Origin of the sequence: Streptomyces sp. CB01635 (genome assembly GCF_002803065.1) — a bacterium.
Taxonomy (GTDB): domain Bacteria; phylum Actinomycetota; class Actinomycetes; order Streptomycetales; family Streptomycetaceae; genus Streptomyces.
Map to the genome: position 1 here is coordinate 41,198 of NZ_NNBL01000032.1, position 24,722 is coordinate 65,919.

A 24,722-nucleotide genomic window follows, 5' to 3' on the forward strand; every position below is an offset into this window, starting at 1 on the left:
GCGCAGTACCGGTCCAGCCTCACGCGGCGGGTTGACGGCACGCTGACCCGGACCTGATGCGGGGCGCGTCAGCGCAGGCCGGCCTCGAAGGCGTAGATCGCCACATGGACGCGGTTGCGCAGGTGGAGCTTGTGCAGCAGGTTCTGCACATGGGTCTTGACCGTGTGCTCGGACAGCGTCAGTGACTGCGCTATCTCCGTGTTGGACAGCCCCCGCGAGACCAGGTCGAGCACCTGTCCCTCGCGGCCGGTCAGCGCGTCCGGCGGCACGTCGGAGACGGAGGTGGTGCCCCGCGGTCGGGCGGGAGCGCCCGCCGCGGCCGGCAGCGGACCGCGGGCCAGGGCATAGCCGGCCGCGGCCAGGGACACGGCGGCGGCGAGCTGCCGCGCCGTGGTCGTGGCGGGCAGGTGGCCGTGCAGGGCGGGCGCGGTGCGCGCGTCGGGTTCGCAGCCGCCGACCGTGAGGACGGGCAGCGCCGGGTCGACGTCCTCGAGGACCGCGGCGACCTCGCGGGGTTCCCGCAGGCCGTGCAGCACGAGCACATCGGGGCGGTGCGCGCGCAGCGACGCCACGGCACGGGGCCCCGGTTCGTCGTCGCCGACGAACGTGATGTCGTCATGGCTGTCGAGCAGCGACCTCACCCCCGCCCGCGCGAGGGCGTCGCCGCCCACGAGAAAGAGCCGCACCCCGCCGGGCGCGGACGCCGCGGCACCGCCGGGCAGCACCCGCAGCTTGGCGGACGGTACGAAGTCGATTCCCGCTTCCGGCATGACGCGCCCCCTCACGCACTCGTGGACGCCGAGCACGCTATCCGGCGCGCGGCACGCTGCCGCCCTCTCTCCAGCCGGATTCAAGGGCCCGGCAAGTGCTTCCGGAGCCGGGCACGCCGCGCGCCGGCCTTACCCGGGCTCCGGCACGGGGTCCGCCATGGCCGCCGCGAAGCCCGGGTCGAGCATGGTGCGCGCCGAGGTGTCGTTCGCCGCGTCGAGTCCCGTGTCGTGGCAGGCGGTGCTGAGGAGATAGCGGCCGAGCGCCCGGTGCGTGGCGAAGGTCCACTCGTCACGCGAGGCGAAGGTGCCGTCGGGGGCGAGGAGACGGCCCGTGTCAAGACCGAACCCGAACTCCGTGAATCCCAGCCGCATCCCCTGGCCGAGCGCCTTGGTGTAGGCCTCCTTCAGCGTCCACAGCCTCAGTGTCTGTGCGGTCTGTTCGACCTCCGGCAGCGGGGCCAGCTCCGCCGCCTCCGTCGGCGTGCACATCTGGGCCTGCAGCAGGTCGAAGCGCATGCGGCGGTCGGCGGGCTCCGCGTCGACACCGATCCGGCCGTCCCTGCTGAGCCCGACCGCCATCAGGTCACCGGTGTGCGTGAGGCTCACGTCGATCTGGTCGAAGCCGCGCAGATACGGGCGTCCGCCAAGGCGGTAGGACAGATCCAGCGACTCCGCCTCCGTGCGCAGCGCGGCGGCCGCCGTGTACTTCATCAGCAGCCGCGAGGCGACGAAGCGGTAGCGGACCGTCGGGTCGGTCATGCGGCGGTAGCGCGTCCAGTCCCGGCCGAGGAGATGGCGCAGCCGGGTGTGGGTGAGGGCGGTGGGCAGCCATTCGCCCCAGGTCGTGAACGCCACCGCGTTGCCGTACTCCGTCAGATTCTCGTGCACCTTCCGCCACGGCCCGCTGGGCAGGACATGGATGGGTGCGCCGATCCCCGGATGGTCCATGGTGTCTCCCCCTCCCTCTAGCCCGCGATCCGTGTGTCGTACACGTCGAGACTGCGGCCCTCGCGGAACCGCAGGAGCACCTCCGACAGGACCGACTCCGTCACCCCGTCGGGCAGTTCGGGGACGGGAACGCCGAGCCTGCGGCCGATCCGGGACAGGGCGAGAACCGCCCAGGCGGGCTGCGAGAGGAACGAGTCGGTGCCGTCCTGGCCCTGCCACACCCCGAGGCACGCGGCGGCGGCGAGTACCAGGGCGTACCGGTCGGCGAGCGCGCAGGCGCGCGGGTCGGCGAGCGTGGCACGCACGGACTCCGGGAGCGCGGCGCACTGTTCGCGCAGTGCCCGCATCTCCTGGACGAACGCGTCCGCGAGGTCGGCGAGTGCCGCCCACTGGGGCCCGGCCGGGCGCAGCGCGCCGAGCCGCTCGCCGGCCCCGACCAGGGTCGCGGTCAGCACGTCGTCGCTGCCCGACAGGGTCAGCTTGCGGTAGTCGAGGGCCGGGACGGGCGCGGACAGCAGGAAGAGCCGCGCGGTGGGCTCCTCGGTGCGGAACCACGACGTCCGGGCGAGCGTGCGCAGTTGGGGTATCAGCACGGCCTGGCAGGCCGCGCTCCCGGCGTGACCGAGTCCGGCGACAGGCAGGTCCCGTACGAGTTTCTGGAAGCCGCCGTAGAGCGGGCCCCGGTCATAGCCGTGGAAGCCGAGCACGGTGGCGAGTTCCTCCAGGTCCTCGCGCAGCAGGTCCGGCATGGTCAGCTTGACGGCGGCGGCCATCAGGTGGGCGCTGTCGGGCAGCAGGCTCAGCGCGCGCAGCCCGGTGACGGCCATGCTGTCGCAGGCCAGCAGATCCGCGAAGACACCGGCGAGCACCGTGTGGTGACGGCGCGCCGGCTGCCCGGCGGGGCGACCCGCGGTGGCGGCCCGCACCGCGAACCGCAGCGCGCTGTCCACCCCGGCGACGACGGTGCCGGGGATCAGGCACCGGTTGACCATGAAGGTGCGCAGGGCGAGGGACACCCCGTCGCCGACCTCGCCGACGAGGGTGTCGGCCCGAACGCGGCTGTCGGTGAACTCCAGTCCCGCGAACCGGCTGCCGCGCATTCCGGGGGTGGGAACGCGCTGCAGCCGGCGCAGACCGCCCGGCGGGAGCCGCTCGGGATCGAGCAGCAGCACGGAGTGGCTTCTTGGGCCTGCCGTGGTCGCCGTGCGGGCGTACATGACGAACGCGTCCGCCCGGTCGGCGTTGATGACGACGTCCTTGCGGCCGCCGAGAACGAAGCCGCCGGGCGCTGAGCGCGCGGTGAACTCGTCCCGCAGGATGGCGTTCGCGTGGGCGAGTTCGTGGTGCAGGATCGTGACGCGGCCACCGCCCCCGTCGAGCAGCAACGCGGCCGTACGGGCGCGCTGTCGGTCGTCGCCCGCCGCCCAGACGGCGGACGCGCCGAACAGGGACGTGATCCCGTAGCCGAAGCCGAGGGCCACGTCGCGCCGGAACACCGGCCGCAGGACGCGGGCGAGCACGTCCGGGCGGGCGAGCCGGCCGCCGAGCTCCCGGGGGACGAACTCGGCGGTGAGACGGGCGTCGGTGAGCAGCTCCTCGGTGGCTTCCGGTACGCGGCGCCGGTCGTCGGCGTCGAGCAGACAGCGGTAGCCGTGCGGGTTGTGCGGATCGTCGGGGTCGCCGAGGAGAGCCTCGATCCAGGCGGCGCGCTCGGCGCCGTCCAGCGGCGCTTCGTCGGCCGCGGTCCGGGGCGGGGCGGGCGGGCCGGCACCGGCGGCCGCGGGTGCCCGTGGCGTCAGCGTCCCGGTCACAGGACAGTGACCGCGCTCTCCGCGTGCTTCTTGGCCAGGTTGAGCGTCGCCGTGCTGTTGCGGCCCAGGGCGTCGCGGACGTAGCGGCGGGCCCGCGCGATGTCCGCGTCCTCGCCGAGCACCTTCGCGATGTTCTCCTCGCGCAGCACCACGCTGTGCTGCGAGATGACCGTGGTGCCCGTCTCGTCGGGCACCACGGACCACTCACCGGTGTGCGCCGCCATCAGCGCCGGCGTGGCCGTCTGCTTGTAGACGATGCGACCGGCGTGCGGGAAGCACACCCGGACGGACTCGGTCGTGTGCGACGAGCCGTCGGCGGTACGGGTGTCCATCGACATGACCTGTACGCCCGGCTCGTCCTCGGTGAAGTCGAGCCGGGAGACGTGGGGCACCAGCTCCGGCCAGTCGCCGATCCGGTAGAGGAAGTCGTAGACCAGCTCGGCGGGACCGTGGACACGCACCGAGTCCTCGAACGACAGGACCAGCTCGTCGAGCCGGGCCCAGCGCTCGGCGAGCCGGCTCAGATTGTCCAGCTCGGCACGGCTGTTGGTGGCGGTGGCCCGCTCGACCCACGCCACTTCGTCCGGGTCGTCGTCGGCGACCGTGAAGTCGTGCAGCAGCGTCAGCCGCGACCGGTCGGCCCCGAGCGAGTCGACGATCCAGGTGCCACCCATGGACTGGACGGGGGCGGCGGGCAGCTCCTGGCGGAACTCGACGCGGCGCCGCTCGGGGTCCAGAGTGCGGCGCGATGTCCACGACTTGACCTGGTCGTTGGCGGTCGCCCACATGCGCAGCCGCTCGTGTCCACCGTCGAACTCGAGCTGCTCCACGTGCACGCTGGGCGGAAAGTACAGCGGCCACTTGACCGCGTCGGCGATCAGGCCGTAGACCACGCCCGCGGGCGCGCCCACGTTCACCTCGTGCGTCGTGCGGTGCACTCGCTCAGCGGACATGTCCAGTTCCTCACTTCCGGATCAGGAGGCGGCTTGGGGGGCGGTCAGAAGTTGCCGAGGCCACCGCAGACGTTGAGCGCCTGTGCGGTGATGGACGCGGCGTGCTCGGTGGTCAGGTAGCCGACGAGTCCCGCGACCTCCTGCGGTGTGGAGTAACGGCCGAGCGGGATCTTCGCCTCGAACTGTTCCTGCACGTGGTCCTCCGTGGTGCCCCAGGCGTCTGCGTAGCCCTGGCGGACCCGCTCGGCCATGGGCGTCTCGACGTAGCCGGGGCAGACCGCGTTGACGGTGACACCCCGGGGGGCGAGCTCCTTGCCGAGCGCCTTGGTGAAGCCGACGACGCCGTGCTTGGAGGCGGAGTAGGGGGCACCGAGGGGGACGCCCTGCTTGCCGGCGGTCGAGGCGATGTTGATGATGCGGCCGCCCTGGGCGTCGGCCAGGCCGCCGTTGTTGAGCACCTCGCGCGTCAGCAGGAAGACTCCGTTGAGGTTGGTGTCGATGACGTCGTACCAGAGGTCGTCGGTGATGCCGGCGGTCGGGCCGCCGCCGCTGCGCCCGGCGTTGTTGACGAGGACGGTGATCGGGCCGAACGCGTCGACCGCGGAGCGGACCAGGGCTGCCATGGACTCGGCGGAACGCACGTCGGCGGCGGTGCCGTCGACCTCCAGGCCCTCCTCGCGCAGGTCCTCCACGGTCTGCTTGACCTGCTGGGCGGTCCGCGCGCAGATGAAGACGCGGTGGCCGCGACGGCCCAGTTCACGGGCGACGGCCAGGCCGATGCCGCTCGTGGCGCCCGTGACGAGGGCGACCGGCTTCGCGGGCGACGGCGGTGACGGCGGTGACTCCTGCGTCGTCGTCCTCGTCATGGTGTGCTCTCCATTTCCATGGCGCCGGTGATGGTCTCGGTCTCGACCGTGTCCTGAACGGCTCGAAAGCCACCTGAGCGGCGCTTGATAGGTGCTGCACGATCACCGGCACGGGGACGTACGGGGGCGAGCGCCTCGGCGAGCGCGCCGGCGGTCAGGAAGTCGCCGCGCGCGGCGAGGTAGCCGTCGGGCCGGACGAGCGCCCAGGAGCCCGCCGCCAGGCCCAGGGCGGCACACAGGGCGCCGTCCGGGTCGGGCAGCGGCCGCGGCCCCGCGCCGCTGCCGCCGACGGAGCGCACGGACAGCCACGCGCCGTGCTGCCCGGCCGCGTCGCGGGCCGCGCGCACGGGGACGCCGTCGGCGTCGTGGCCGCCGGGGGCGACGAGCAGGGTCCAGCGCACGTCGCGCAGTTCACGCACCAGCGCGTCGCTGACCGTCGCCGCCCCGGACACGCGCTCGCCGGGCGCCGGCACGTGCCCCCGCCGCGGGACCATGACGGGCGAGGCGACGGGCGTCACGATGGGCACGGGTTCGGGCCCGCCGCCGGTGGTCAGGGAGGACCGGGCGTAGCCGAGGCGCAGCCCCGACATACCGCCGAGGACCTTGCGCTGGATGGCGCGCCGCAGCGGGGGCAGGTTGCGTACCACGGAGAAGACGACGGGCAGGGCCACCGCGGCCAGGGCGTTCTTGAACTGGACCAGCGACGTGGCGGTGCGGGTCGAGCCGAGCAGGGCTTTGCCGACCGGGACACGCTCCTCCCCGTACGTGTCGAGCAACGGCCGCTCCGCGTAGCCCCGGTGGACCATGGCGAGCTTCCAGGCGAGGTTGTACGCCTCCTGGACGCCGGTGTTCATGCCCTGCCCGGAGGCCGGGCTGTGCACGTGGGCGGCGTCCCCCGCGACGAACACGCGGCCCTCGTGCATCCGCGGAACCATGCGCTGCTGGAAGGTGAACACGGACGTCCACTCGGGGTCGCCGACCCGTACGGCGCTGCCGAGGCCCCGGGAGAGCTTCGCGGTGAACCGCTCGGCGGCGCCGGTCGCGTCGGGCCTGTCCGGGGCCGTGTCGAGCAGGCGCCAGTGGCCCTCGCGGGCGTAGGGGACCATCATCAGGGCCTGGCCGCCGGTGTGGACCCAGTAGATGCTGTCGGGCGGCAGGTCGGTGCTGACGGGGGCGTCGGCGAGCATCCAGGTGTCGCGGCTCTCGCCGAGCAGTGGCAGGCCGAGGGCCTTGCGCACGGTGCTGTGGCCGCCGTCGCAGCCCACGAGCCAGGGCACCGTGCAGATCTCCTCGGTCTCCCCGGTCTCGCCCCTCTCCCCCCTCTGCTCCGTCTGCTCCGTCTGCCCCGTCTCTCCGGTGCCGTCGGCGCGGGTCAGCCGCGCTCGTACGCCGGTCCCGTCCTGCTCGAACCCGGCCAGCCGGACGCCCCACTCGACCTCCACACCGAGCCGGGCCACGGCCTCGCGCAGCACGGCTTCGGTGCGGGTCTGCTCGATGATGACGCTGTAGGGGTGGCGGGTGGGCATCGACGTGTAGTCGGCGTCGAGGCGGACCAGGCGGCGGCCACCGGCGTACATGGTGAACGCCCTGTTCCTGCGGCCGTGCCGAAGGATGCCGTCGACCGTTCCCATCTGGTCGAAGGTCTCCAGGGTGCGCGGGTGGACGGCGACGGCGCGACTGGTGCGGGAGGGCCCGGACGCCGCGTCGACGAGCCGGACGCGCAGGCCCCTGCGAGCCAGTTCGTGGGCGGCGGTCAGGCCGACCGGACCGGCGCCGACGACGAGGACCGCCGGGCCGGGTGCCGCGGGCCCGGTGCTCATCACAGACCGGACGCGATCGGCACGGCGGCCGTGCCGGCGCTGCGCTCGGGCACGGTCTCGTACAGGGCGGGCTCCGGAGTGGCCAGTTGCTTCAGGCCGCCGACGAGCGCCCCGAAGGCCGGGCTCGTGACAGCGGCGCGGTGGGCCGCGGCGTCCTGCCAGTCGGCGAGCTCCAGGAACACCGGCTCGCCGCCGGCCAGACGCAGCGTCCGGTGGCCGAGGTATCCGGGCTGGGCGCTCATGTAGGCGGTGACACGGTCCTTGGCGGCGAGGAACTCCTCGACATCACCGTGGACGGTCAGCTTGTTCACAAAGGTCACCATGGCGGGTCTCCTGTCCGGGGGTGCGTGGTGGGTGGTTGGGTTCAGGCGGCGGCTTCGGCGGCGGCGAGGGCGCGCACCTTCTGCCGGAGCGCCTGCCGTTCGGGTTTGCCCGTGGGGGTGCGGGGCACGGCGTCGAGGGCCTCGACCCTGCGGATGCGCTCGAAGGGGGCGAGCCGCCGGTTGGCCTCCTCGGCGACCGCGTCCAGCGCGTCCAGCGTGTCGAGGCCGGTGTACGCGGCGCGGCGCGCGGTGCCGGTCGGGTCACGCAGGACGATGCCCGCCCAGACGACGGCTCCGTGCACCGCGTCCGGCCAGCCGACGACGACGCATTCGGCGACCCTCGGGTCCTCGGCGATGATCCGCTCGACGCCGGTCGGTGACACGAGTTCGTTGTCGTACTTGAAGACATCGCCGAGCCGGTCCACCAGGAACAGGCGGCCGTCCTCGTCGAGCCAGCCGGCGTCACCGGTGGAGAACCAGCCGTCGGCGTCGATCCGGGACGGCTCGTCGTCGTTCAGGTATCCGGCCATCACCTGCGGCCCGCGCACCTGCACCTCACCGGTGGCCCACACGGCGACGGGCTCCCGCGAGCCGAGGTCCACGACACGGCATTCGGTACCGGGCAGGGGCGGGCCGACGGCGCCGCGCACCGCGGGGTCGGCCGGGCGCTGCATGTGGGAGAGCGGGGAGAGTTCGGCGAGGCCGTACCCCTGGACGACGGGCACACCGAGCGCCTGCCGCAGGCGGCGGGCGGCCGTCGGCGCCAGAGCGGTGCCGCCGGACATGACCGCGGTCAGCCGCGGGCCCGCCGGAACACCCTCACAGGCGGTGGTCAGCCGCGGGTCGTCCGCGAGCCGGTGCAGCCGGGCGGGCAGCCCGTAGTAGTGGGTGGCGCCTTCGCGGGCGGCCAGGGCGAGCGAGGCCACCGGGTCCGGGTCGTGGCACAGGACCTGTGAAGCGCCCGCGCACACCGCCGAGTTGAGGTGCATCACATGGAACAGCGGCAGGTGGTTGAGGGTGACCGAACCGCAGCCGAGGCTTTGGGCCAGGGCGGTCTGCGTGGCGTTGGCGACGAGGTTGCGGTGGGTGAGGCGGACGCCCTTGGGGCGTCCGGTGGTCCCGGTCGTGAACTGGATGCACACCACCGAGGACGGATCGACGGCCGCCGGTTCGTCCCGCTCGTACGGCCCGTCGGGTGTCTCGTCGAGGGCCACGTGCAGGGGGACGGTGTCACCGGGGACCACCGCGTGGTCGGCGTCGGTGACGACGATGGTGTGCAGCAGGGGCAGCCGGTCGCGCATCTTCATCAGCTGCTCGCCGGTGGCTGCCGGCACCAGGGCGATCTCGACGCCGGCGGCGGCACAGACGTGGTGCAGCGCGTGCTCGTTCACCAGCGGATTGATCAGCGCGACGGTGTTGCCGCTGCGGCTGGTGCCGTAGTAGGCGGCGGGGAAGACCGGATCGAGCGTGTTGGCCACGCCGACCACGGCGCCCCGGCGGCCGACGGCGCGCGCGAGGAAGCGGGCGATCCGGTCGGCGTGGGCGTCGAGCTGCCCGTAGGTGACGGTGCCTCGCCCGGTGGTGAGGGCGGGCGCGTGGGGGTCGCGTGCGGCGGCGCGACGCAGAAGGCCGTCCAGTGGCAGTTCCGGGTACGTGAAGTGCGGCACGGCGTGCGGCCCCCTTCGACGGGCTGACTGGTTGACGTGCTGTGTGCGTGCGGTTGCGCACCACGCTCGGCGCGTGGGCTCGAGAAATGTTCGAAAGCCGCTCAACCCCGGCCTCAGAAGGTGGGGGGACCCGGCGGAGTCCACCGCCGCACCGAACGGAGTGGCCATGACCGCGCAGCTCGAAACCGCCCCGCACTCAACGGCGTTCGGCGCCCTGTACGCGCAGGTGCAGCAGTTCTACGCGCACCAGATGCAGCTCCTCGACGGCGCCGAGTCACAGCGGTGGGCGGACACCTTCACCGAGGACGCCGTCTTCGACGTGCCGACACTCGCGGAGCCCGTGCGCGGCCGTCCCGGTCTGGTCGCGGCCAACCGCGGCGCCGCGGCGCGGCTCGCGGAGGCGGGCGAGCGGCACCGGCACTTCATGGGCATGTTCGATGTGGTGGAGCGCCCGGACGGCGCCCTGGACGTGCGGTCGTACACGACCGTCTACGCCTCGGTGATCGGCGGCGTCTCCCGCGTGCACCGGGTGTGCGTGTGCGAGGACGTGCTGGTGCGCGGCGCGGACGGGCGGTTGCTCGTGGCGACGCGCAAGGTCACCCGCGACGACCTCGGGTGAGCCGGGTCGTCCCGGTGGTGCCGGTTCAGGCGAGGCAGCAGGGCGGTCCGCCGTTGAACTCGATCATCTCGCCCAGTGCGGCCTGCCTTTCGGACATGGGCAGCGGGGCGTCGGCGGGCAGGCCCTCCAGCTCCGCGTACGCGCGGCGGAGGTTGGGGGCCAGCCGCTCCGGGTCGAGGAGGTCCGCGTAGCGCCCCAGGTGTGCGCCGCGCGCCGTCTGGATCGGTGTCAGGCCGGCCCGCAGGCCCTCCTGTGCGAGCCGCTGCACCAGGCGCAGATAGCCCTCGACGGCGTCGAAGGTCTCGGGGCCGCCGACCGGTCCGTGTCCGGGTACGACGGTGGTGGCACCGAACGCGCGCAGCCGCCCCAGCGCCGCCAGCGATCCGGCGATCGAGCCCATCAGGCAGAAGGGCGTCACGCCGTTCATGACGAGATCGCCGGTGAACAGGACCCGCTGCCCGGGCAGCCAGACCACGGTGTCGTTCGAGGTGTGGGCGGGCCCTGTGTGTTCCAGCTCGGCACGGATCGTGCCGACGTGCAGGGTGAGGCGGTCGCGGTAGGTCACGGTGGGCGGCGCGAGCTCGATGCCGCCCCACACCACGTCCGGCCACAGGCCCGTCAGGTGCAGCCCGGCCGCCATCATCTCCGTACGCGTGCGCTCGTGGCCGATGACGACGGCCTCGGGGAAGACGAAGTTGCCGAAGGCGTGGTCGCCGTGGAAGTGCGTGGTGACGACGGCGCGCGGCGCCGCGGGGTTCAACTCCAGTGCGGTGGACCGCAGATGACGGGCCCGGGCCTCGGTCGCCGTGGTGTCGACGAGGGCGCTCTTGCCGCCGGACACGATGATGCCCGCGTTGTTCAGGCACCACCCGCCGGGCGGCTGGAGATACGCGTGGACACCTTCGCCGACCTCGACGGCCCGGCCGAACGGAGCGACGGCGGTCACCGGGGGACGGACGGTGGTAGTGGGCTGCACGGCCGGTCTCCTCACACAGTTCTCGGTCCCACCGAGCGTGCTGCGCACGCCTCGCATCGCGGTGGACAGCGGGCCGCACCAAAGGCTGCGCGACGGGGCCGGGCCCGGCGCGAGCCGGTCTCGAGCGGTCGTCGACCGTTTCCCCGGACCGTTGCGGCCTACGGGTCCACCGAGCGAGGGAGCCAGCATGGCCGAGCGGCGTCGATGGTCGTCCCTACTGTTGCGGGAGGTCTGGTCCGGGCTAGTCGCCCTCGGCGCGGTGTACGTGACCGGTGAGACGAGCCGCTCGCGCACACCGCGCGTACTCCTGGCGCAGCCTCCCGCCGGCCATCCCGAGCGGCTGCGCCCGGACGTGCCGCTGACGTCGCTGGAGCTGGCCCTGATACGGGAGTTGGAGACCCGCTGACGTGCTGCCGCAGCCGGTCCGGTGCCGCCGGACACGCGCTAGGGCCGGTCGAAGAGATCCGTTCGTACGTGGACGGGGACTCGGCCGTGGGCGATACGGGACGTGATGCGCGGGCCGATCGGAGTCCGGGTGACCAGCTTCGCGGCGCCCGCCCTGGCGAGCGTCGCGACGCGTCCGGAGGTGCCCAGGAACGCCTTGGCCTGCAGGCGCTGGACTCGGGTCACCGCGTCGGCGGCGGGCGCACGCAGTTCCTGGAAACGGGCGAGGCGTGCGCGGCTCACGTCGCCCGCGCGCAGCGCCTCGACGAGAACGGGGTGGAGCACGGCGGCGTCCTGCAGCGCGAGGTTGATGCCCTGGGCGCCGAGGGGCCCGTGGGTGTGCGCGCTGTCCCCGACCAGGACGAGCCCGTCGTCGGCCCACGACGGGGCACGCGCCGCGAACACGTCGAGCAGCTTCAGATCCGCCCGGCTCGTCAGGTGCCGGTCGATGAGGTCGGCGAACTGCGGTACGGCGACGGCCAGTTGGTTCTTGATCGCGGTGAGACCGGCGTCGGCGACCTCGGGCCAGGCGCGGTGCGGCAGCGTCCAGCCCACACGGATCCGGTCGGGGTAGGTGTCGTGGACGAGGACAGCCGTGCCGGCCGCGCGGTGGATGCGCACGAGCCCGGTGGCCCGGCCGGGCGCGGGCAGCGAGAACCACACCACGTCCTGGTCGAACGCCTCGGTGCGCCCGGCGTCGATCCCGGCCAGCGCGCGGGTCTTGGAGAACCTCCCGTCGGCGGCGACGACCACCCGGGCGGGCACAGCCACCCGGCGCCCGCCCGGTCCGCTCGCCACCGCCCCCGCGTACCGGCCGCGCTCCTGGAGCAGCTCCTTGACCCGGTGCCCGTCGAGACAGGTGAAACCGGGCAGCCGGCGGCAGGCCGCGAGCAGGGCGTCGAGCAGGTGGCGCTGCGGCAGCGCCAGGAGCCGGTCGTACGGTGCGTCCAGGCGCCGGTAGTCGATGTCGAGCAGCAGGCGGTCGCGCTCGAGGACCTGGAAGCCGCGCAGGGTGCGGTCCCCGCGGGAGCGCGCGGCGGCCAGCACCCCGAGTTCGTCCAGGATCCGCTGGCCACCGGGCTGGAGTATCTCGCCGTGGAAGTCGCGTGCGAAGGCCCGCGACTTCTCCAGGAGCGTGACGCGCACACCGGAGCGCAGCAGCATCAGGCTCAGGGCGAGGCCGGCCGGGCCCGCGCCGACGACGCAGACATCGGTGCGGTGCGTGGCGGGGGTGGTGGGCTCCGCCTGCTCCGTCTGCGCGGCTCGCCCCGTCTGCCCGGACATGCTCAGGCCACGGCCCTGGCGGCAGCCAGCGCCCGGTCGACCAGGGCGAGGAGGGCGCGCGGGGTCTCGGCCTCGTCGAGGCCGTCCTCGTCCAGGCTGATCCCGTATTCGCGCTCGATGCGTCCGGTGGTCTGCAGGAGTGCGAGCGAGTCGTAGCCGAGTTCCATGAACGTGACGTCGATGACGTCGCCGTCCAGGTCGACGCCCTCCTCCTCGCCGGCGCACTCGCGCAGCAGGGTCTTCAGGTCGCTCAGTTCGAGGCGGTCCATGGTCTCTCCGTTCGGGTCGCGAAGCTGCGGGTCGGGCGGGGTGCGAGGCCGGACGGGCCCTACGCGGGGGCGCTGACGACGGCCGCCGAGTTGAACCCGCCACGGCCGCGCGCGAGGACCAGCGCGTGCCGCAGCCGGATCCCGGTGCGGGTGACGGTGACCAGGTCGACGGGGCAGTCGTCCGCGGGCCGCGCCGTGCCGGTGGTCGGCGGGATCACCTGGTCGCGCACGGCGAACAGGGCGGCTGCCAGGTCGAGCGAGGCGCCGCCCGCAAGGAGACGGCCGGTCATCGACTTGGGGGCGGTGACCGGTACGCCGCAGGCGCCGAACACCTCGGTGAGCGCGGCCGCTTCGGCCCGGTCCGCGTCCCGCTCGCCGGCCGCGTCGGCGAACACGACGTCGATCTCGTCTGGCCGCACGCCGGCGTCGGCGAGCGCGATCCGCGCGGCGTCCACGAGGCGGGGCGTGCCGGGGCCGTCGAACGTGGCGGCGTATCCGGCGATGGTGCCGTACGCGGCGGCGCCGCGCGCGTGGGCGGCCGCGGCGTCCTCCAGGACGAACAGCGCCCCGCCCTCGCCGACGACGTGTCCGGTGGCCTCGGCGGCGAACGGCAGATACGCGGCGGCCGGGTCCTCGACTGTGCTCAGGCCACCGCCGGCCAGATGGGCGGCCCAGCCCCACGGGCACAGGCCGGAGTCGACCCCGCCGGTGATCATCACGCGGGCGCCCTTGCGGATCTGGCGGCGGGCGTGCGCGACCGCGTCGAGGCCGCCCGCCTGTTCGGACACGACGACTCCGCTGGAGCCGCGCAGTCCGTGCCGGATGGAGATCTGGCCGGTGTTGACGGCGTAGAACCAGGCGAAGGACTGGTAGGCGCTGACGTACTGACCGCCCTTGCTCCACAGCTCTTGAAGCTCCCGCTGGCCGAACTCGAAGCCGCCCGCGGAACTGGCGGTGACCACGCCCGCGCTGTAGGCGGGCAGGTCGGCGGGATCGGTTCCGGAGTCGTCCAGGGCCTCCTTGGCGGCGACCAGCGACAGTCGGGTGACCCGGTCGGTCTGCCTCAGGAGCCGGCTGGGCAGATGTTCCTCGTCGAGGAAGCCGTTGACCTCGCCCGCGATGCGCACCGGGTAGCCGCTCGCGTCGAAGCGGGTCAGGCGGCGGATCCCGCTCTCGCCGCGCAGCACGGCGGCCCACCAGGCCTCGGCGCCCAGGCCGTTGGGGGCGGCGACGCCGATGCCGGTGACGACGGTGCCCGTGGTGGACGGGGCGAGGGCCGGCGCAGCCGGCGCTTCCATGGTCGCTGTGCTCATGCTGCCTCCTGCAGTCGCGGCCGGGTCAGGACGATGGCGCTCTGGAAGCCGCCGAAGCCGCTTCCCACGCTGAGCACCGTGTCGGTGCGCTGTTCGCGTGCCGTGAGCGGGGTGTAGTCGAGGTCGCAGGCCGGGTCGGCCTCGTGCAGGTTCGCCGTCGGCGGCACGGTGTTGTGCTCGATGGCGAGGGCGCTCGCGGCGACCTCGAGGGCTCCGATCGCACCGAGGGAGTGCCCGATCATCGACTTGATCGAGCTGACGGGCGTCCGGTACGCGTGGTCGCCGAGGCTGCGCTTGAACGCGGCGGTCTCGTGGCGGTCGTTCTGCTTGGTGCCGGAGCCGTGGGCGTTGATGTAGTCGACGGCTGCCGGGTTCAGGCGCGCCTCGTCGAGCGCGGCCCTGATGGCCTCGGCCATCTCCTCACCGTCGGACCTCAGTCCGGTCATGTGGTACGCGTTGGAGCGCCCGGCGAATCCGGCGATCTCCGCGTACACGTGGGCGCCGCGACTGCGGGCGTGCTCGAACTCCTCCAGGACCAGAACGGCGGAGCCCTCGCCGAGCACGAACCCGTTGCGGGTGCGGTCGAAGGGGCGTGAGGCGGTCGCCGGGTCGTCGTTGCGGGAACTGGTCGCCTTGATGGCGTCGAAGCAGGCCACGCTGATCGGGGAGATCGGCGCCTCGGTGGCCCCGGCGATCATGACGTCGGCGCTGCCCTCGCGGATCAGGTCGACGGCGTGGCCGATGGAGTCGAGGCCGGAGGTACAGCCGGTGGACACCAGCGAGACGGGGCCCTGGGCGCCGGTGGCCAGGGCCACTTCGGCGGCCATGGAGCTGGGCACGAAGTAGTCGAAGAGGTGGGCGACGGCCTTGGTGTGGTCGACCTCCCACCGGGAGCCGTTCTCGCTGACCACTCCGTACTCGTTGTCGAGGCCGGTGGTGCAGCCGAGCGCGCTGCCGAGCGTGACGCCCGTACGCACCGGGTCGAGCTCGTGGCCGAGGCCCGCGTCGGCGACGGCCTCGCGGGCGCTGGTCAGCGCGAACTGGGCGGCCCGGTCGAGGCGGGCGGCCTCGCCGGGCGTGAACCCGTGGGCGGCCGCGTCGAAGTCGGCCTCGGCGGCGATGCGCGAGCGGAACGAGGACGCGTCGAACAGGGTGATGCCGCGGGTGGCCGTGCGGCCCGCCGTGAGCGTCTGCCAGTAGTTGTCGGTGCCCACGCCGCCGGGGGCGACGACTCCGATGCCGGTGATGACGGCGCGTCTCATCGGTATCCCCTCACAGTTGTCCTCCAGCAGGTCCGGGTACGAGCGCGGTGCGGCGCGCCACGCGGCAGGCACGCCCGATGAGCGGGGGCAGTTCCGGGCCGCGTACGAAGAAGTGGTCGCCGGGCACCGTGCGGCGCACGAAGCGACTGCTGGTCCAGCGCTGCCAGCCGGCCAGTGCGGCCGGCCCGACCACGGGGTCCTCGCGGCCGCCGACGGCGAGCACGGGCACCGGCAGGGGGCCCTTGGCGACGTCGTCCATGGCGGCGGCGCGCAGCGCGCGGGCCAGTTTGAGGTCGTCCCGCAGCACGGGCAGGACGGTGCGGTGCCAGACGCTGCCCCGCTCGGCGAGCGCTCCGTCCGGCGCGGAACCCAGGTCCCCGACGAAGCGCAGCAGTTGCTCGTCGGTGATGTCGCCCGGGTCGGCGGCGGGCGCGACGGTGTGCGGGGCGGGGCAGGCACCGACGGCCAGCAGCTGGGGTCCGGGCAGGCCGGCGTCGAGGAGGGCGCGGGTGAGGGTGTGGGCGACCATGCCGCCGAGGCTGTGCCCGTACAGCGCGTACGGGCCTTCTTCGGCGGCGGCGGCGAGCGGGCCGAACAGATCGTCGAGCAGAGCGTCGCGGTCCGTCGGTCGCGGCTCGCGGCGCCGGGCCTCACGCCCCGGGAGCAGCATGGGGACGATGTCGATGCCCGGCCCGCAGCGTTGCTGCCAGCGGCCGAAGCTCGTCACCCCGGCGCCGGCGTGCGCGAAGCAGTACAGCCTTACGTCCATGGGACCCGAGCCTCGCCGACCGGCCTGGAGAACGACTTGAACCGGCCGCCCACCCGCACCGCAGCGGCCGTCAGGCGGCGTACAGGTCGAACGTGGAGGAGCGGCGGGGCCCGCAGATGACGTCGAGCTTCGGGTCGACGGCGAGCATCGCGTGGTGCAGGCGCTGGAGCTGCGGCGCGGGTTCGACACCGAGCTCCTCGATGAGCCGGCCGCGCAGCCGGTGATAGATGCCGAGCGCCGCCGCCTGCCGGCCGGAGCGGTAGAGCGCCACCATGGCCTGCGAGTGCAGCCCCTCGTGCTGCGGGTGACGGGCGATCAGATCGGTGAGTTCGGCGATGACCTCGACATGGCGGCCGAGGCGCAGATCCGCGTCGATGCGGCGCTCACGGGTGACGAGCCGGCTCTCCTCCAGACGCATGACCTCGATCGACAGGATGGGCCCGACGCGCACGTCGACCAGCGCGGCCCCCTCCCACAGGTCGAGCGCCTCCCGGTAGGCGCGGGCCGCCTGCTCGTCCTCGCCCTCGTCGGAGGCCTGCTGCCCCTCGGCGACCAGACGCTCGTACTCGCGCACGTCGACGGCCTCGGACGGGATCTGCAGGAGGTAGCCGCCGTGCCGGGTGGCCAGTACGTCCTTGGCGGCGCTCGGCACGCCGGGCCCCATGGCCGTGCCGAGGCGTCGGCGCAGCTGGAGTATGTACGTCTGAAGGGTGGTGAGCGCGCTCTGCGGCAGCTCGGTCCCCCAGATCTCCTCCATGAGCGTGGGCACGGGCACGACCCGTCCCGGGTAGAGCGCGAGCAGTGCGAGGATCTGCCGTGGCTTGCCCGCCGTCGGAACGATCGACATCCCGTTGACGGCGGCACTCAGCGGACCCAGAACCTGAATCTTCATGGTCTCCTCCGTACCGGTATCCGATGGGCATCGATATTGCGCCGCAGAGCGGATTCCTGTCTTTTCCTCACGAGCCTGGGACGAGAGGCACCGTAGCCGCCCTCGATCTTTCGCAGCGTCATCCTCCAGGCGCCTTCGAGCAGTTCTCCACGCGCCTCTGTCTGACACGGCACTGACGCGGGCCTGACCCTTCGAATGGGGCGCCGACAACGCCTTCCGGAGGAGTCTCGGCGCTATTACCTTCCCTTCCATGAATACCCGTGAAAAGCGTGATGTGCCGGCGGAAGCGGATCCACTGACCCGGCAGCTGCTGCGCCAGATGGTCGCCGGGGCGATGCAGCTCGAGCTGTCCGAACTCCCGGATGAAGAGGGTGACTTGGTCAACCACGGCCTGGATTCGATCAGCACGATGCAGCTGATCGCCGCGTGGCACCGGCGCGGGGTCGAGGTGGGCTTTCCCGAGCTGATGGCCCGGCCCACGCTCGGCCACTGGTGGGAGCTGATTTCCCGCCCCGCCGACGGCACGCGCGCCGCCTGAACGGGCCGGTATCCGTGGGACGGTGGCCGGCTTCGCTCCTCAAGGCCTCACCCACGGTCCCTTGAGAGGCACTCGCGTCCGCCCCGCGAAAGCTCCGATCCGTCTATGGTCCGATAGCCGAAGAGCTATTCATGGTTTTCCGGGAAGCACCGGAAACGGATCACCAGACGGAGCCCCCATGGAATTCGGCGTGAACTTTTTCCCGGTCGTCGACCCGGCGAAGAAGAGTGCAAGCACCTATTACGACGAGAGCCTTCAACTGGTCGAGCTGGCCGAGGCGCTGGAGTTCGAACACGTCCAGACCGTCGAGCACTACGGCTCCGCCTACGGCGGCTACAGCCCCGACCCGGTCGTGTTCCTGACCGCCGCCGCCGCGCGCACCAGCCGCATACGCCTGGTGACCGGCGCGGTCGTCGCGTCGTTCGCCCACCCCGTGCAGATCGCCGCGCGCCTCGCGCTCCTCGACAACCTCTCGCACGGCCGCCTCGACGTCGGCTTCGGCCGCGGTTTCCTGCCCGACGAGTTCGAGCTGTTCGGCGTCTCCATGGAGGAGAGCCGCACCCGCTTCACCGAGGTCGTCGACGCGTGCATCGCCCTGTGGAGCGGCGAGGAGGTCCGCTTCGAGGGCGAGGTCCACCGGTTCGGCCCGGTGTCCGGCTTCCCCCTGCCCTACCAGCGCCCCCGTCCCCCGGTGTTCGTCGCGTCGGCGACGAGCGCAGAGTCGTGCGCGCTGGCCGGCACACAGGGCCACCACCTTCAGGTCGTGCCCTCCGTGACCAGTCAGCAGCAGCTGACGGAGATGACCGCCGCCTACCGCACGGCGCGCCGCGCCGCGGGGCACGAGGGTCCGGGCCGCATCCAGATCAAGTACACCTGCTACCTCGGTGAAAACCGTGACGTAGTCCTCGCGGACGCCCGCGCCAACGAGCAGAACTACGTGGACATGATGGCCGGCGCGGTCGCCTCCTGGGCGGGTGCGCGCTCCGAGCAGTACCCGGGCTACGAGAAGTTCGTGGAGAAGGCGCGTGCCTACGACTTCGACCAGGCCCTCGCCGGCCACAAGGTCCTCGCGGGCACGCCCGACGACGTGCGCGCGCAGATCGAGACGATCCGCGGCTGGTACGGCCCGGACATCTGCCTGAGCCTGCAGTTCAATCCGGGTCATCTGCCCTACGCGCGCGCCGTGCGCGCCATGGAACTGTTCGCCGCCGAGGTCGCCCCCGCCTTCGCCGACTCCGCCGTCGCGGCCGCGGCCGCGGCCGCGGCCGCGTGAGGGGGGTGAACGGTATGCAGCAGCCTCTGCGCCTGTTCGTCTTCCACCACGCCGGCGGCTCCCACCTGTTGTACCGCGAGTGGCCGGCCAAGCTGCCCGCCCACTGGGACGTGCGTCTCATGGACGCGCCCGGCCGCGGCCGCCTCACGGGCGAGCCGCCGATCGACGACGCGGGTGAGCTGGCGGCCTTCTTCCTGCGCCGCCTCGCCGCCGATCTGACCGGCCCGTTCGCCTTCTTCGGGCACAGCATGGGCGCGCTCGTCGCGTACGAGATGACGCGTCGCCTCGCCGCCGAGGGGCGTGAACTGCCGGTGTGGCTGGGCCTGTCGGCGCGCGGCGCGCCGCGCCCGCTGGGCGAGAACACCCGTCGCCACGCGCTGCCCGACGAGGAGCTGCGCCTCCATCTCGCCGCGATGGGCGGCACGCCCGTCGAGGTGCTGCGGGACCCCGACCTGTGGGAGATGTTCGCCCCGGCGATCCGCAACGACCTGAAGCTGGTGGAGAGTTGGCGCCCGCTTGCGGACACCCCGGCGCTGACGATGCCGGTCGCCGTGTACGGCGGCATGAAGGACGTCGTCGTACCGCCCGAGCGGCTGGCTGCCTGGGAGCAGCACGCCGAGCGCTTCCAGGGGCTGCGGATGTCCGAAGGCGGCCACTTCTACTTCCAGGCCGACCCGCGCCCGCTGCTCGGCCTGATCACCCGGGACGCGACGGCCGCCCTGTCGGCGGCGGTGAGCCCGTCATGACCGGGCCGGACGCCGATATAGCCCACACAGCAGACACAGCAGACTCAGCCGACGTAGCCGTTGTCGGCCTGGGTGCCTGGGGTGCGAGCGCGCTGTGGCAGCTGGCCCGGCGCGGCATCCGGGCGGTCGGGATCGAGCGCTACGGTCTCGCCAACATCAACGGCTCTTCCCACGGCGAGAGCCGGATGTTCCGCACGGCGTGCCTGGAGCATCCCGCGCTGGTGCCGCTGGCCCAGCGTTCGCGGGCACTGTGGCGGCAGCTGGAGAACGAGACGGGCACCCGCCTGTTCGAGCCGACCGGCGCGATGCTGATCGGGCCCGAGGACGGCCGGATCGTGGGCGGCGCCCTGCGGGCGGCCCGTGAACACGGCCTGGACATCGAGGTGCTGGACCGCGACGCGCTGCGCCGGCGCTGCCCGGCCCACGAAGGACTGCCGCAAGGCCACATCGGGGTCGTGGAGCCCGCGGGCGGACTGACGCTGCCGGAGGCCACGATCCGGGCGGCGGTCGGTGCGGCCCGGGCCGCGGGGGCGCGGGTCCTCACCGACACGCGCGTCACGGCGTTGGAGTTCACCGGGACGGATGTCGCGGTGCACACGGCCGCGGGCCGGGTGCTGCGCGTCGGGCAGGTCGTGGTGTGCGCCGGGCCGTGGCTGGACCAGCTGGTGCCCGGCCTGCCGCTGGAGGTCGTGCGGATGCCCACCACGTGGTTCACGCCCGAGGTGCCGGACGAGCGGTTCACGCTCGGGCGGCTGCCGGTGTTCATGCGTGAACTGGACGGCGGGGACGTGCTCTGGGGCCACGGCACGCTGCCGGGGGGCACCGAGGTGAAGCTGGGTCTGGAGGACGGCGGCAAGCACTTCCGGGTCGTGGACCCGGAGACTGTGGACCGGTCCGTCGCACCGGCCGACTGGTCCGTACTCGCCGGACATCTGGCGACGACGGTGCCGGGCGTGGGCCCGGACCCGTCGCGGGTCACCGCGAACCTCTACGCGCGCACGCCGGACGGCCAGTTCGTCATCGGCAGGCCGCGCGGCAATCCGGGCCTCGTGGTCGCGGGCGGCTGCAGCAGCCACGGCTTCAAGCACTCCACGGGCATCGGCGAAGTGGTCGCCGACCTCGTCCAGGGCAAGGAGCCCGCGTTCCCCCTGGGCTTCACCGACCCCGACCGGTTCGAGTGACGCGCGTGCCGCGTGAGGCGTGACGCGCGAGGAAGATACGAGGGAGAGATGCAGTTCCGCATTCTCGGTCCCGTGGAGATCCAGGACGAGCGAACCGGCCTGAGGATTCTTCCGACGGGTGCCAAGCAACGCGCCCTGCTGGGCGCACTCGTGGTGAAGTCCGGGCAGGTCGTGTCCGTCCACCGGCTGATCGACGAGCTGTGGGGCGAGCACCCGCCCGCCAACGCGACGAACGCGCTGCAGGCCCATGTGGCCCGGCTGCGCCGGCTCCTGCCCGTGCCCGAACCGGGATCGGGCGAGCCGCACCACGAGTGGATCGTGACGCGCTCGCTCGGCTACGTCCTGCGCCTCGGCCGGGACGCGACGGACACCACGGACGCCGCGCGGTTCAACGAGCTGGCCACCCGGGGCCGGGCCGCCGCCGCGGACGACCCGCAGCACGCGGCCGAACTGCTGCGCAGCGCCCTGGCGCTGTGGCGGGGACCCGCGCTGGAGGGCAGTGTGCGGGGGGACATCTGCGCGGCCGAGGCGGCGCAGCTGGAGGAGAACCGGCTCACCGCTCTGGAGACGCTGTACGACGCGTGTCTGCGCGCGGCCCGGCACGACGAGATCATCGGCGAGCTGGAAGAGCTGACGACGGATCATCCGATGCGGGAGCGGTTCTACGACCTGCTGATGGTGGCCCTCTACCGGTGCGGACGCCAGGCCGAGGCCCTGAGCGTGTACGACCGTGCGCGCAAGCGCCTGGTGCACGAGCTGGGTGTGGAGCCGGGTCCCGCGCTGCGCGGCCGGATGGACGCGATCCTCCAGCACGATCCGGGTCTCGCGGCGCCGGGGGCGGCCGAGTGGGTGGCTTCGGTGCACCCGATGCCGCTGCCGGCGCGGACCGGCGTGCCGGGACCTTCGGGCATGACGGGCGGGGATGCCGGGCCCGACGCGACAGTGCTGAGCCTGAGCGGGGAGATCACCCGGCTGCGGCACCGCATCGAGCGGCTCTCACTGGAACAGGAGGAGCTGATGCGCCGGTTCGACCGGCTGACCGCGCATCCGGCGGCGGGCCAGTAGCCCGCCGCCGGGCGGTCGGCGGGTCAGATCCGGTGCTCGCGCGCTGTGTGGAAGCCGCGCCGGTACCACAGCAGGGGATCGGCCGCAGGGGCGCCGGGGCGGATCTCGGCCGGCGTCCCGAGCACGAGGTCGTGGTCCCCGGCGCGGACGATGCGCGCCGTGCGGCAGCGTACGAGGAGCGCCGCGTCCGGGAGGTACGGCGTGCCGGACCCCTCCCACGCCGCGAAGCCGCCGCCCGTGAACCGGTCGACGTCCTGCGTGGCGAAGCGCCGCGCGAGGGCCCGGTGGCCCTCGCCGAGCACGTTGACCACGAACTCCTCGGCATGCGTCAGCGTCGCGTGGCAGCTGGAGGTCAGCGCGATCCCGACCATGATCAGGGGTGGCTCCAGCGAGACGGAGGTCACCGAGCTGGCCGTGAAGCCGCGGCGCTGCCCGTCCGGGTCGAGGGCGGTGACGATGCTGACCGGTGCGGCCAGCAGTGCCATCGCGTCCCGGAAGGCCTGCGGGGCGACCACGGGGCGTGTCTTTTCCTGCAGTCCCGTCATGCGTGCTCCTCGATCACGGATACGGCGTCCGCGAGCGGGCGCAGCTCGCGGTGCGGTGCCGGCAGCGACACTTCGCGCGGCGCGGCGCGGCCCCAGGGAAAGCCGTCATGGACCTCGAGCCGCCGCGGCGCTGAGCCGTCCGCCCCGCGCTCCACGCAGAGGGACACCAGCACCTGCGGGCGCGGCGCCAGTTCGGCGAAGCACCAGCGGTCCGCGCTGTCGCCCGCGGGCGGCCTGAATCCCAGCACGCCCTGTTCCTCGTCCAGTTCGAAGGCGAACGAGTCGAAGGGCAGCCCCAGGCCGAGACCGCGGGCCTTGGCGTACGCCTCCTTCAGGGTCCACAGCCGCAGCGTGGCCCGGTCGCGCCTGGCGCCCTCCGCGATGGCGGCGAGGTACGAGCGCTCCTCCGGCGCGAACGACTCCACGATCCACTCGAAGCCGCGTTCGCCGCCCCGGTCGATCCGCTCGATGTCGATACCGACCCGGCGGTCGCGGGCGACGGCGACGACGTTGAAGCCGTGCGCGTGCGAGAGGTTGAAGTCCAGGTCGCGCCCGCCGCCGGGCAGACCGCCGGGCGGCGACTGGAGGAAGGGGCGGCCGCGCGAGGAGCGCCAGATCGTGACGTCGGCCTCGGGGATGCCGGTCTCCAGGGACAGCACGCGCCGTACGAGGCTGTGGGCGACGAGGTACTGCCGCCGGTCGCGCTCGAACAGGAACCGGCCGGCGATCTCGCGCTCGTGCTCGTCGAGCCAGTTCCGCGCGAGCAGGGTGCTGGTCGCCTCGTCGAGGCCTTCGTTGGGGCAGAACCAGATCCCCACGGTGTCCCGGCCGCCGCCCGGGCGCTCACCGGTCATCGAGTGCCCGCCCCGGTCAGGAGCTGGTCCCGCTCGCGGCGGATCTGCCGCAGCATGCCGGCGAGCACCCTGCCGGTGCCGATCTCGGTGAACTCGGGCTCGGGACCGTAGACGCCGGTGAGGATCGCCTCGACGGTCTCGTGCCAGCGCACCGGCTGGTGGATCTGCTGGAGCAAGGTCTCGCCGATGCGGTGGTGCTCGTAGGGGCGGGCGGTGGCGTTGGCGATCACCGGGTACGCGAGGGGGCGGAACGGCGTTGCCCGTACGACGGGTCCGAGGCTCTCGGCGGCCGGGGTCATGTAGCGCGAGTGGAAGGGGCCGCTGACGTCGAGGCGGCGCACCATGCGGGCGCCCGCGTCCTCCAGGATCGGCCCCGCCTCCGCCAGGTCGTCGGCCGGTCCCGCGAGGACGATCTGGCCGGGGGTGTTGAGGTTGGCCAGGTCGAGGGAGCCGAATCCGGCGCGCAGCAGCAGGAAGCGCAGCTGGCTCTCGGGCAGGCCGATGACGGCGCTCATGCCGCCGCCGGTGATCTCGGCCATCGCCGCGGCCCGCGCGGCGACGAGCCGCAGCCCGTCGGCGAAGCCGAACGCACCCGCCGCGTGCAGGGCGTTGTACTCGCCGAGGCTGTGGCCCACCGCGAGGTCCGGGCGCTCGCCGCCGTCCTCCAGGTGGGCGCGGTGGGCCAGGGCGTTGACGACGAACAGGGCGGGCTGGGTGTAGCGGGTGTTGCCGAGCTGCCCTTCGGGGTCCTCCAGGCACAGCCGGCGCAGGCTGTAGCCGAGCACGTCGGCCGCCTCCTGTTCCGCGTCGGGAAAGCGGGCGAACAGTTCCCGGCCCATGCCGACGCTCTGGGCGCCCTGGCCGGGGAACATGAAGATCCGCGTCATGGTGGTCACTTCCTTCGGCTCAGACGGTCACAGGTGTGGGGAAGGCCTGGTCGGCGAGGTCGCCGAGGTCGGCCGCGGTGAAGAGGGTCTCCAGCGGGAGCTCGCGGCCTCCGTCGGCGGCGATGCGGGCGGCCAGGCGCAGGAGCTGCCTGCTGGTGGCTCCGAGGGCGAACAGGTCCTGTTCGGGGCGGAGTTGGCCGGTGTCGGTCCCGAGCTCGGCGGCGACGATCCGGGACAGGCGGGTGAAGGGGGCGGCGGCTGCGGGTTCGGCGCCGGCTCCGCTCGGGGCAGCGCAGGCCGCCGGTGCGGACTCCTCGGCGAGGCCGATTCCCCAGACGGAGCCGAGGCGGGCCGAGAGAGTGTCGACAGCTTCGGGCGCGGGCGCAGGCAGGGGCGCGGCAGCCGGGGCGGCCACGGCGGTCGGACCGGCCGGTCCGGTCGATGCGGCCGGTCCGGTCGATGCGGCCGATGCGATCGGTCCGGTCGGTGCGGCCGATGCGATCGGTCCGGTCGGTCCGGTCGGTCCGGTCGGAAGCGGGTAGCGCGTACGGGTCAGTGGCGTGGCCGGGAGCGCTGCCTTGGCCGCGGCGATCGGGGGCCAGTCGACCTGCTCCCCCGCCGCCCACGCGGCCAGCGTGTCCGCCTCC

General features: G+C 73.3%; 26 protein-coding genes. 7 read left to right on the top strand and 19 right to left on the bottom strand.

Annotated features, from left to right (window positions below; genetic code table 11):
• Window positions 1-68 precede the first annotated feature (68 nt).
• From CG723_RS40030 to CG723_RS40065, 8 genes are all read right to left on the bottom strand, one after another.
• The gene (locus CG723_RS40030) at window positions 69-770 is read right to left on the bottom strand and encodes a response regulator transcription factor (protein WP_159032639.1); all 702 of its coding nucleotides are present in this window, start codon (window positions 768-770) and stop codon (window positions 69-71) included.
• Between the two features lie 129 nt (window positions 771-899).
• Entirely contained in the window at window positions 900-1,718 is an 819-nt protein-coding gene (locus CG723_RS40035) for a 4'-phosphopantetheinyl transferase family protein (protein WP_100598474.1), read from the bottom strand.
• A 17-nt stretch (window positions 1,719-1,735) separates the two neighbouring features.
• Window positions 1,736-3,529: an acyl-CoA dehydrogenase gene (locus tag CG723_RS40040; protein ID WP_100598475.1), complete on the bottom strand. Its 1,794-nt coding sequence runs from the start codon at window positions 3,527-3,529 to the stop codon at window positions 1,736-1,738.
• Window positions 3,526-4,482, bottom strand: a complete 957-nt coding sequence (locus CG723_RS40045) for an aromatase/cyclase (RefSeq protein WP_100598476.1) — start codon at window positions 4,480-4,482, stop codon at window positions 3,526-3,528. Before CG723_RS40045 ends, CG723_RS40040 begins: the two co-directional genes overlap by 4 nt.
• Before the next feature lie 44 nt (window positions 4,483-4,526).
• Window positions 4,527-5,348 carry a 3-oxoacyl-ACP reductase FabG gene (fabG, locus tag CG723_RS40050; protein ID WP_100598477.1) on the bottom strand — a complete coding sequence of 274 codons (822 nt, stop codon included), beginning with the start codon at window positions 5,346-5,348 and terminating at the stop codon, window positions 4,527-4,529.
• Window positions 5,345-7,168, bottom strand: a complete 1,824-nt coding sequence (locus CG723_RS40055; protein WP_100598478.1) for an FAD-dependent oxidoreductase — start codon at window positions 7,166-7,168, stop codon at window positions 5,345-5,347. The genes fabG and CG723_RS40055 overlap by 4 nt, the downstream gene beginning before the upstream one ends.
• On the bottom strand, window positions 7,168-7,491 hold the full coding sequence (locus tag CG723_RS40060) for an antibiotic biosynthesis monooxygenase family protein (RefSeq protein ID WP_100598479.1): 324 nt from the start codon (window positions 7,489-7,491) through the stop codon (window positions 7,168-7,170). The genes CG723_RS40055 and CG723_RS40060 overlap by 1 nt, the downstream gene beginning before the upstream one ends.
• Window positions 7,492-7,532: 41 nt before the next feature.
• Entirely contained in the window at window positions 7,533-9,158 is a 1,626-nt protein-coding gene (locus tag CG723_RS40065; RefSeq protein WP_234374771.1) for a class I adenylate-forming enzyme family protein, read from the bottom strand.
• Window positions 9,159-9,324: 166 nt separating this feature from the next.
• Between CG723_RS40065 and CG723_RS40070 the strand changes: the two genes are divergently transcribed.
• Window positions 9,325-9,777 (top strand): nuclear transport factor 2 family protein, encoded by a 453-nt coding sequence (locus CG723_RS40070; RefSeq protein WP_100598481.1) that lies wholly within the window; start codon window positions 9,325-9,327, stop codon window positions 9,775-9,777.
• A gap of 25 nt (window positions 9,778-9,802) precedes the next feature.
• Here CG723_RS40070 and CG723_RS40075 read toward each other — a convergent pair whose 3' ends face one another.
• Window positions 9,803-10,753 carry an MBL fold metallo-hydrolase gene (locus CG723_RS40075; protein ID WP_234374772.1) on the bottom strand — a complete coding sequence of 317 codons (951 nt, stop codon included), beginning with the start codon at window positions 10,751-10,753 and terminating at the stop codon, window positions 9,803-9,805.
• 187 nt (window positions 10,754-10,940) lie between these two features.
• On the opposite strand from CG723_RS40075, the gene CG723_RS40080 reads away from it, so the two are divergent.
• Entirely contained in the window at window positions 10,941-11,159 is a 219-nt protein-coding gene (locus CG723_RS40080) for a DUF6059 family protein (protein WP_234374773.1), read from the top strand.
• Between the two features lie 38 nt (window positions 11,160-11,197).
• On the opposite strand, the gene CG723_RS40085 is transcribed toward CG723_RS40080, so the two are convergent.
• The 6 genes from CG723_RS40085 to CG723_RS40110 all read right to left on the bottom strand — a co-directional run bounded on the left by CG723_RS40085 (window position 11,198) and on the right by CG723_RS40110 (window position 16,986).
• The gene (locus tag CG723_RS40085) at window positions 11,198-12,481 is read right to left on the bottom strand and encodes an FAD-dependent monooxygenase (protein WP_100598483.1); all 1,284 of its coding nucleotides are present in this window, start codon (window positions 12,479-12,481) and stop codon (window positions 11,198-11,200) included.
• A 2-nt stretch (window positions 12,482-12,483) separates the two neighbouring features.
• Entirely contained in the window at window positions 12,484-12,750 is a 267-nt protein-coding gene (locus CG723_RS40090; protein ID WP_100598484.1) for an acyl carrier protein, read from the bottom strand.
• 59 nt (window positions 12,751-12,809) lie between these two features.
• The gene (locus CG723_RS40095; protein ID WP_100598485.1) at window positions 12,810-14,063 is read right to left on the bottom strand and encodes a ketosynthase chain-length factor; all 1,254 of its coding nucleotides are present in this window, start codon (window positions 14,061-14,063) and stop codon (window positions 12,810-12,812) included.
• Entirely contained in the window at window positions 14,060-15,325 is a 1,266-nt protein-coding gene (locus tag CG723_RS40100) for a beta-ketoacyl-[acyl-carrier-protein] synthase family protein (RefSeq protein ID WP_100598505.1), read from the bottom strand. The genes CG723_RS40095 and CG723_RS40100 overlap by 4 nt, the downstream gene beginning before the upstream one ends.
• Before the next feature lie 10 nt (window positions 15,326-15,335).
• Window positions 15,336-16,094, bottom strand: coding sequence for a thioesterase II family protein (locus CG723_RS40105; protein ID WP_100598486.1), 759 nt, complete (start codon window positions 16,092-16,094; stop codon window positions 15,336-15,338).
• Between the two features lie 70 nt (window positions 16,095-16,164).
• A complete protein-coding gene (locus CG723_RS40110) occupies window positions 16,165-16,986 on the bottom strand; it encodes an AfsR/SARP family transcriptional regulator (RefSeq protein WP_100598487.1) in 822 nt (273 codons plus the stop codon).
• A 250-nt stretch (window positions 16,987-17,236) separates the two neighbouring features.
• On the opposite strand from CG723_RS40110, the gene CG723_RS40115 reads away from it, so the two are divergent.
• The 5 genes from CG723_RS40115 to CG723_RS40135 all read left to right on the top strand — a co-directional run bounded on the left by CG723_RS40115 (window position 17,237) and on the right by CG723_RS40135 (window position 21,789).
• Complete coding sequence (locus CG723_RS40115; protein WP_100598488.1) at window positions 17,237-17,524, top strand: phosphopantetheine-binding protein; 288 nt, start codon at window positions 17,237-17,239, stop codon at window positions 17,522-17,524.
• 178 nt (window positions 17,525-17,702) lie between these two features.
• Window positions 17,703-18,797 (top strand): LLM class flavin-dependent oxidoreductase, encoded by a 1,095-nt coding sequence (locus tag CG723_RS40120; RefSeq protein ID WP_100598489.1) that lies wholly within the window; start codon window positions 17,703-17,705, stop codon window positions 18,795-18,797.
• 14 nt (window positions 18,798-18,811) lie between these two features.
• Window positions 18,812-19,543, top strand: coding sequence for a thioesterase II family protein (locus tag CG723_RS40125; protein ID WP_100598490.1), 732 nt, complete (start codon window positions 18,812-18,814; stop codon window positions 19,541-19,543).
• Window positions 19,540-20,724 carry an N-methyl-L-tryptophan oxidase gene (solA, locus tag CG723_RS40130; protein ID WP_100598491.1) on the top strand — a complete coding sequence of 395 codons (1,185 nt, stop codon included), beginning with the start codon at window positions 19,540-19,542 and terminating at the stop codon, window positions 20,722-20,724. The genes CG723_RS40125 and solA overlap by 4 nt, the downstream gene beginning before the upstream one ends.
• A 48-nt stretch (window positions 20,725-20,772) precedes the next feature.
• Window positions 20,773-21,789 carry an AfsR/SARP family transcriptional regulator gene (locus CG723_RS40135; protein WP_100598492.1) on the top strand — a complete coding sequence of 339 codons (1,017 nt, stop codon included), beginning with the start codon at window positions 20,773-20,775 and terminating at the stop codon, window positions 21,787-21,789.
• Between the two features lie 23 nt (window positions 21,790-21,812).
• Here the strand turns inward: CG723_RS40135 and CG723_RS40140 are convergent, their stop codons facing one another.
• The 4 genes from CG723_RS40140 to CG723_RS40155 form a co-directional block, all read right to left on the bottom strand.
• Window positions 21,813-22,334, bottom strand: a complete 522-nt coding sequence (locus tag CG723_RS40140; RefSeq protein WP_100598493.1) for a flavin reductase family protein — start codon at window positions 22,332-22,334, stop codon at window positions 21,813-21,815.
• Entirely contained in the window at window positions 22,331-23,188 is an 858-nt protein-coding gene (locus CG723_RS40145; RefSeq protein WP_100598494.1) for a 4'-phosphopantetheinyl transferase family protein, read from the bottom strand. The genes CG723_RS40140 and CG723_RS40145 overlap by 4 nt, the downstream gene beginning before the upstream one ends.
• On the bottom strand, window positions 23,185-24,075 hold the full coding sequence (gene fabD / locus CG723_RS40150) for an ACP S-malonyltransferase (protein WP_100598495.1): 891 nt from the start codon (window positions 24,073-24,075) through the stop codon (window positions 23,185-23,187). The genes CG723_RS40145 and fabD overlap by 4 nt, the downstream gene beginning before the upstream one ends.
• 19 nt (window positions 24,076-24,094) lie before the next feature.
• Window positions 24,095-24,722, bottom strand: a 628-nt coding sequence (locus CG723_RS40155; protein ID WP_199842082.1) for an acyl carrier protein, incomplete at its 5' end; no start/stop codon positions are given.

Bases quoted from the DNA above. Each gene is read 5' to 3' on its own strand.
- CG723_RS40115 (WP_100598488.1), top strand. From the start codon at position 17,237: ATGAATACCCGTGAAAAGCGTGATGTGCCGGCGGAAGCGGATCCACTG.
- CG723_RS40100 (WP_100598505.1), bottom strand. From the start codon at position 15,325: ATGAGACGCGCCGTCATCACCGGCATCGGAGTCGTCGCCCCCGGCGGC.
- CG723_RS40125 (WP_100598490.1), top strand. From the start codon at position 18,812: ATGCAGCAGCCTCTGCGCCTGTTCGTCTTCCACCACGCCGGCGGCTCC.
- CG723_RS40095 (WP_100598485.1), bottom strand. From the start codon at position 14,063: ATGAGCACAGCGACCATGGAAGCGCCGGCTGCGCCGGCCCTCGCCCCG.
- CG723_RS40030 (WP_159032639.1), bottom strand. From the start codon at position 770: ATGCCGGAAGCGGGAATCGACTTCGTACCGTCCGCCAAGCTGCGGGTG.
- CG723_RS40090 (WP_100598484.1), bottom strand. From the start codon at position 12,750: ATGGACCGCCTCGAACTGAGCGACCTGAAGACCCTGCTGCGCGAGTGC.
- CG723_RS40080 (WP_234374773.1), top strand. From the start codon at position 10,941: ATGGCCGAGCGGCGTCGATGGTCGTCCCTACTGTTGCGGGAGGTCTGG.
- fabD (WP_100598495.1), bottom strand. From the start codon at position 24,075: ATGACGCGGATCTTCATGTTCCCCGGCCAGGGCGCCCAGAGCGTCGGC.
- CG723_RS40140 (WP_100598493.1), bottom strand. From the start codon at position 22,334: ATGACGGGACTGCAGGAAAAGACACGCCCCGTGGTCGCCCCGCAGGCC.
- CG723_RS40070 (WP_100598481.1), top strand. From the start codon at position 9,325: ATGACCGCGCAGCTCGAAACCGCCCCGCACTCAACGGCGTTCGGCGCC.
- CG723_RS40105 (WP_100598486.1), bottom strand. From the start codon at position 16,094: ATGGACGTAAGGCTGTACTGCTTCGCGCACGCCGGCGCCGGGGTGACG.
- CG723_RS40120 (WP_100598489.1), top strand. From the start codon at position 17,703: ATGGAATTCGGCGTGAACTTTTTCCCGGTCGTCGACCCGGCGAAGAAG.
- solA (WP_100598491.1), top strand. From the start codon at position 19,540: ATGACCGGGCCGGACGCCGATATAGCCCACACAGCAGACACAGCAGAC.
- CG723_RS40085 (WP_100598483.1), bottom strand. From the start codon at position 12,481: ATGTCCGGGCAGACGGGGCGAGCCGCGCAGACGGAGCAGGCGGAGCCC.
- CG723_RS40055 (WP_100598478.1), bottom strand. From the start codon at position 7,168: ATGAGCACCGGGCCCGCGGCACCCGGCCCGGCGGTCCTCGTCGTCGGC.
- CG723_RS40135 (WP_100598492.1), top strand. From the start codon at position 20,773: ATGCAGTTCCGCATTCTCGGTCCCGTGGAGATCCAGGACGAGCGAACC.
- fabG (WP_100598477.1), bottom strand. From the start codon at position 5,348: ATGACGAGGACGACGACGCAGGAGTCACCGCCGTCACCGCCGTCGCCC.
- CG723_RS40145 (WP_100598494.1), bottom strand. From the start codon at position 23,188: ATGACCGGTGAGCGCCCGGGCGGCGGCCGGGACACCGTGGGGATCTGG.
- CG723_RS40035 (WP_100598474.1), bottom strand. From the start codon at position 1,718: ATGGACCATCCGGGGATCGGCGCACCCATCCATGTCCTGCCCAGCGGG.
- CG723_RS40110 (WP_100598487.1), bottom strand. From the start codon at position 16,986: ATGAAGATTCAGGTTCTGGGTCCGCTGAGTGCCGCCGTCAACGGGATG.
- CG723_RS40045 (WP_100598476.1), bottom strand. From the start codon at position 4,482: ATGTCCGCTGAGCGAGTGCACCGCACGACGCACGAGGTGAACGTGGGC.
- CG723_RS40060 (WP_100598479.1), bottom strand. From the start codon at position 7,491: ATGGTGACCTTTGTGAACAAGCTGACCGTCCACGGTGATGTCGAGGAG.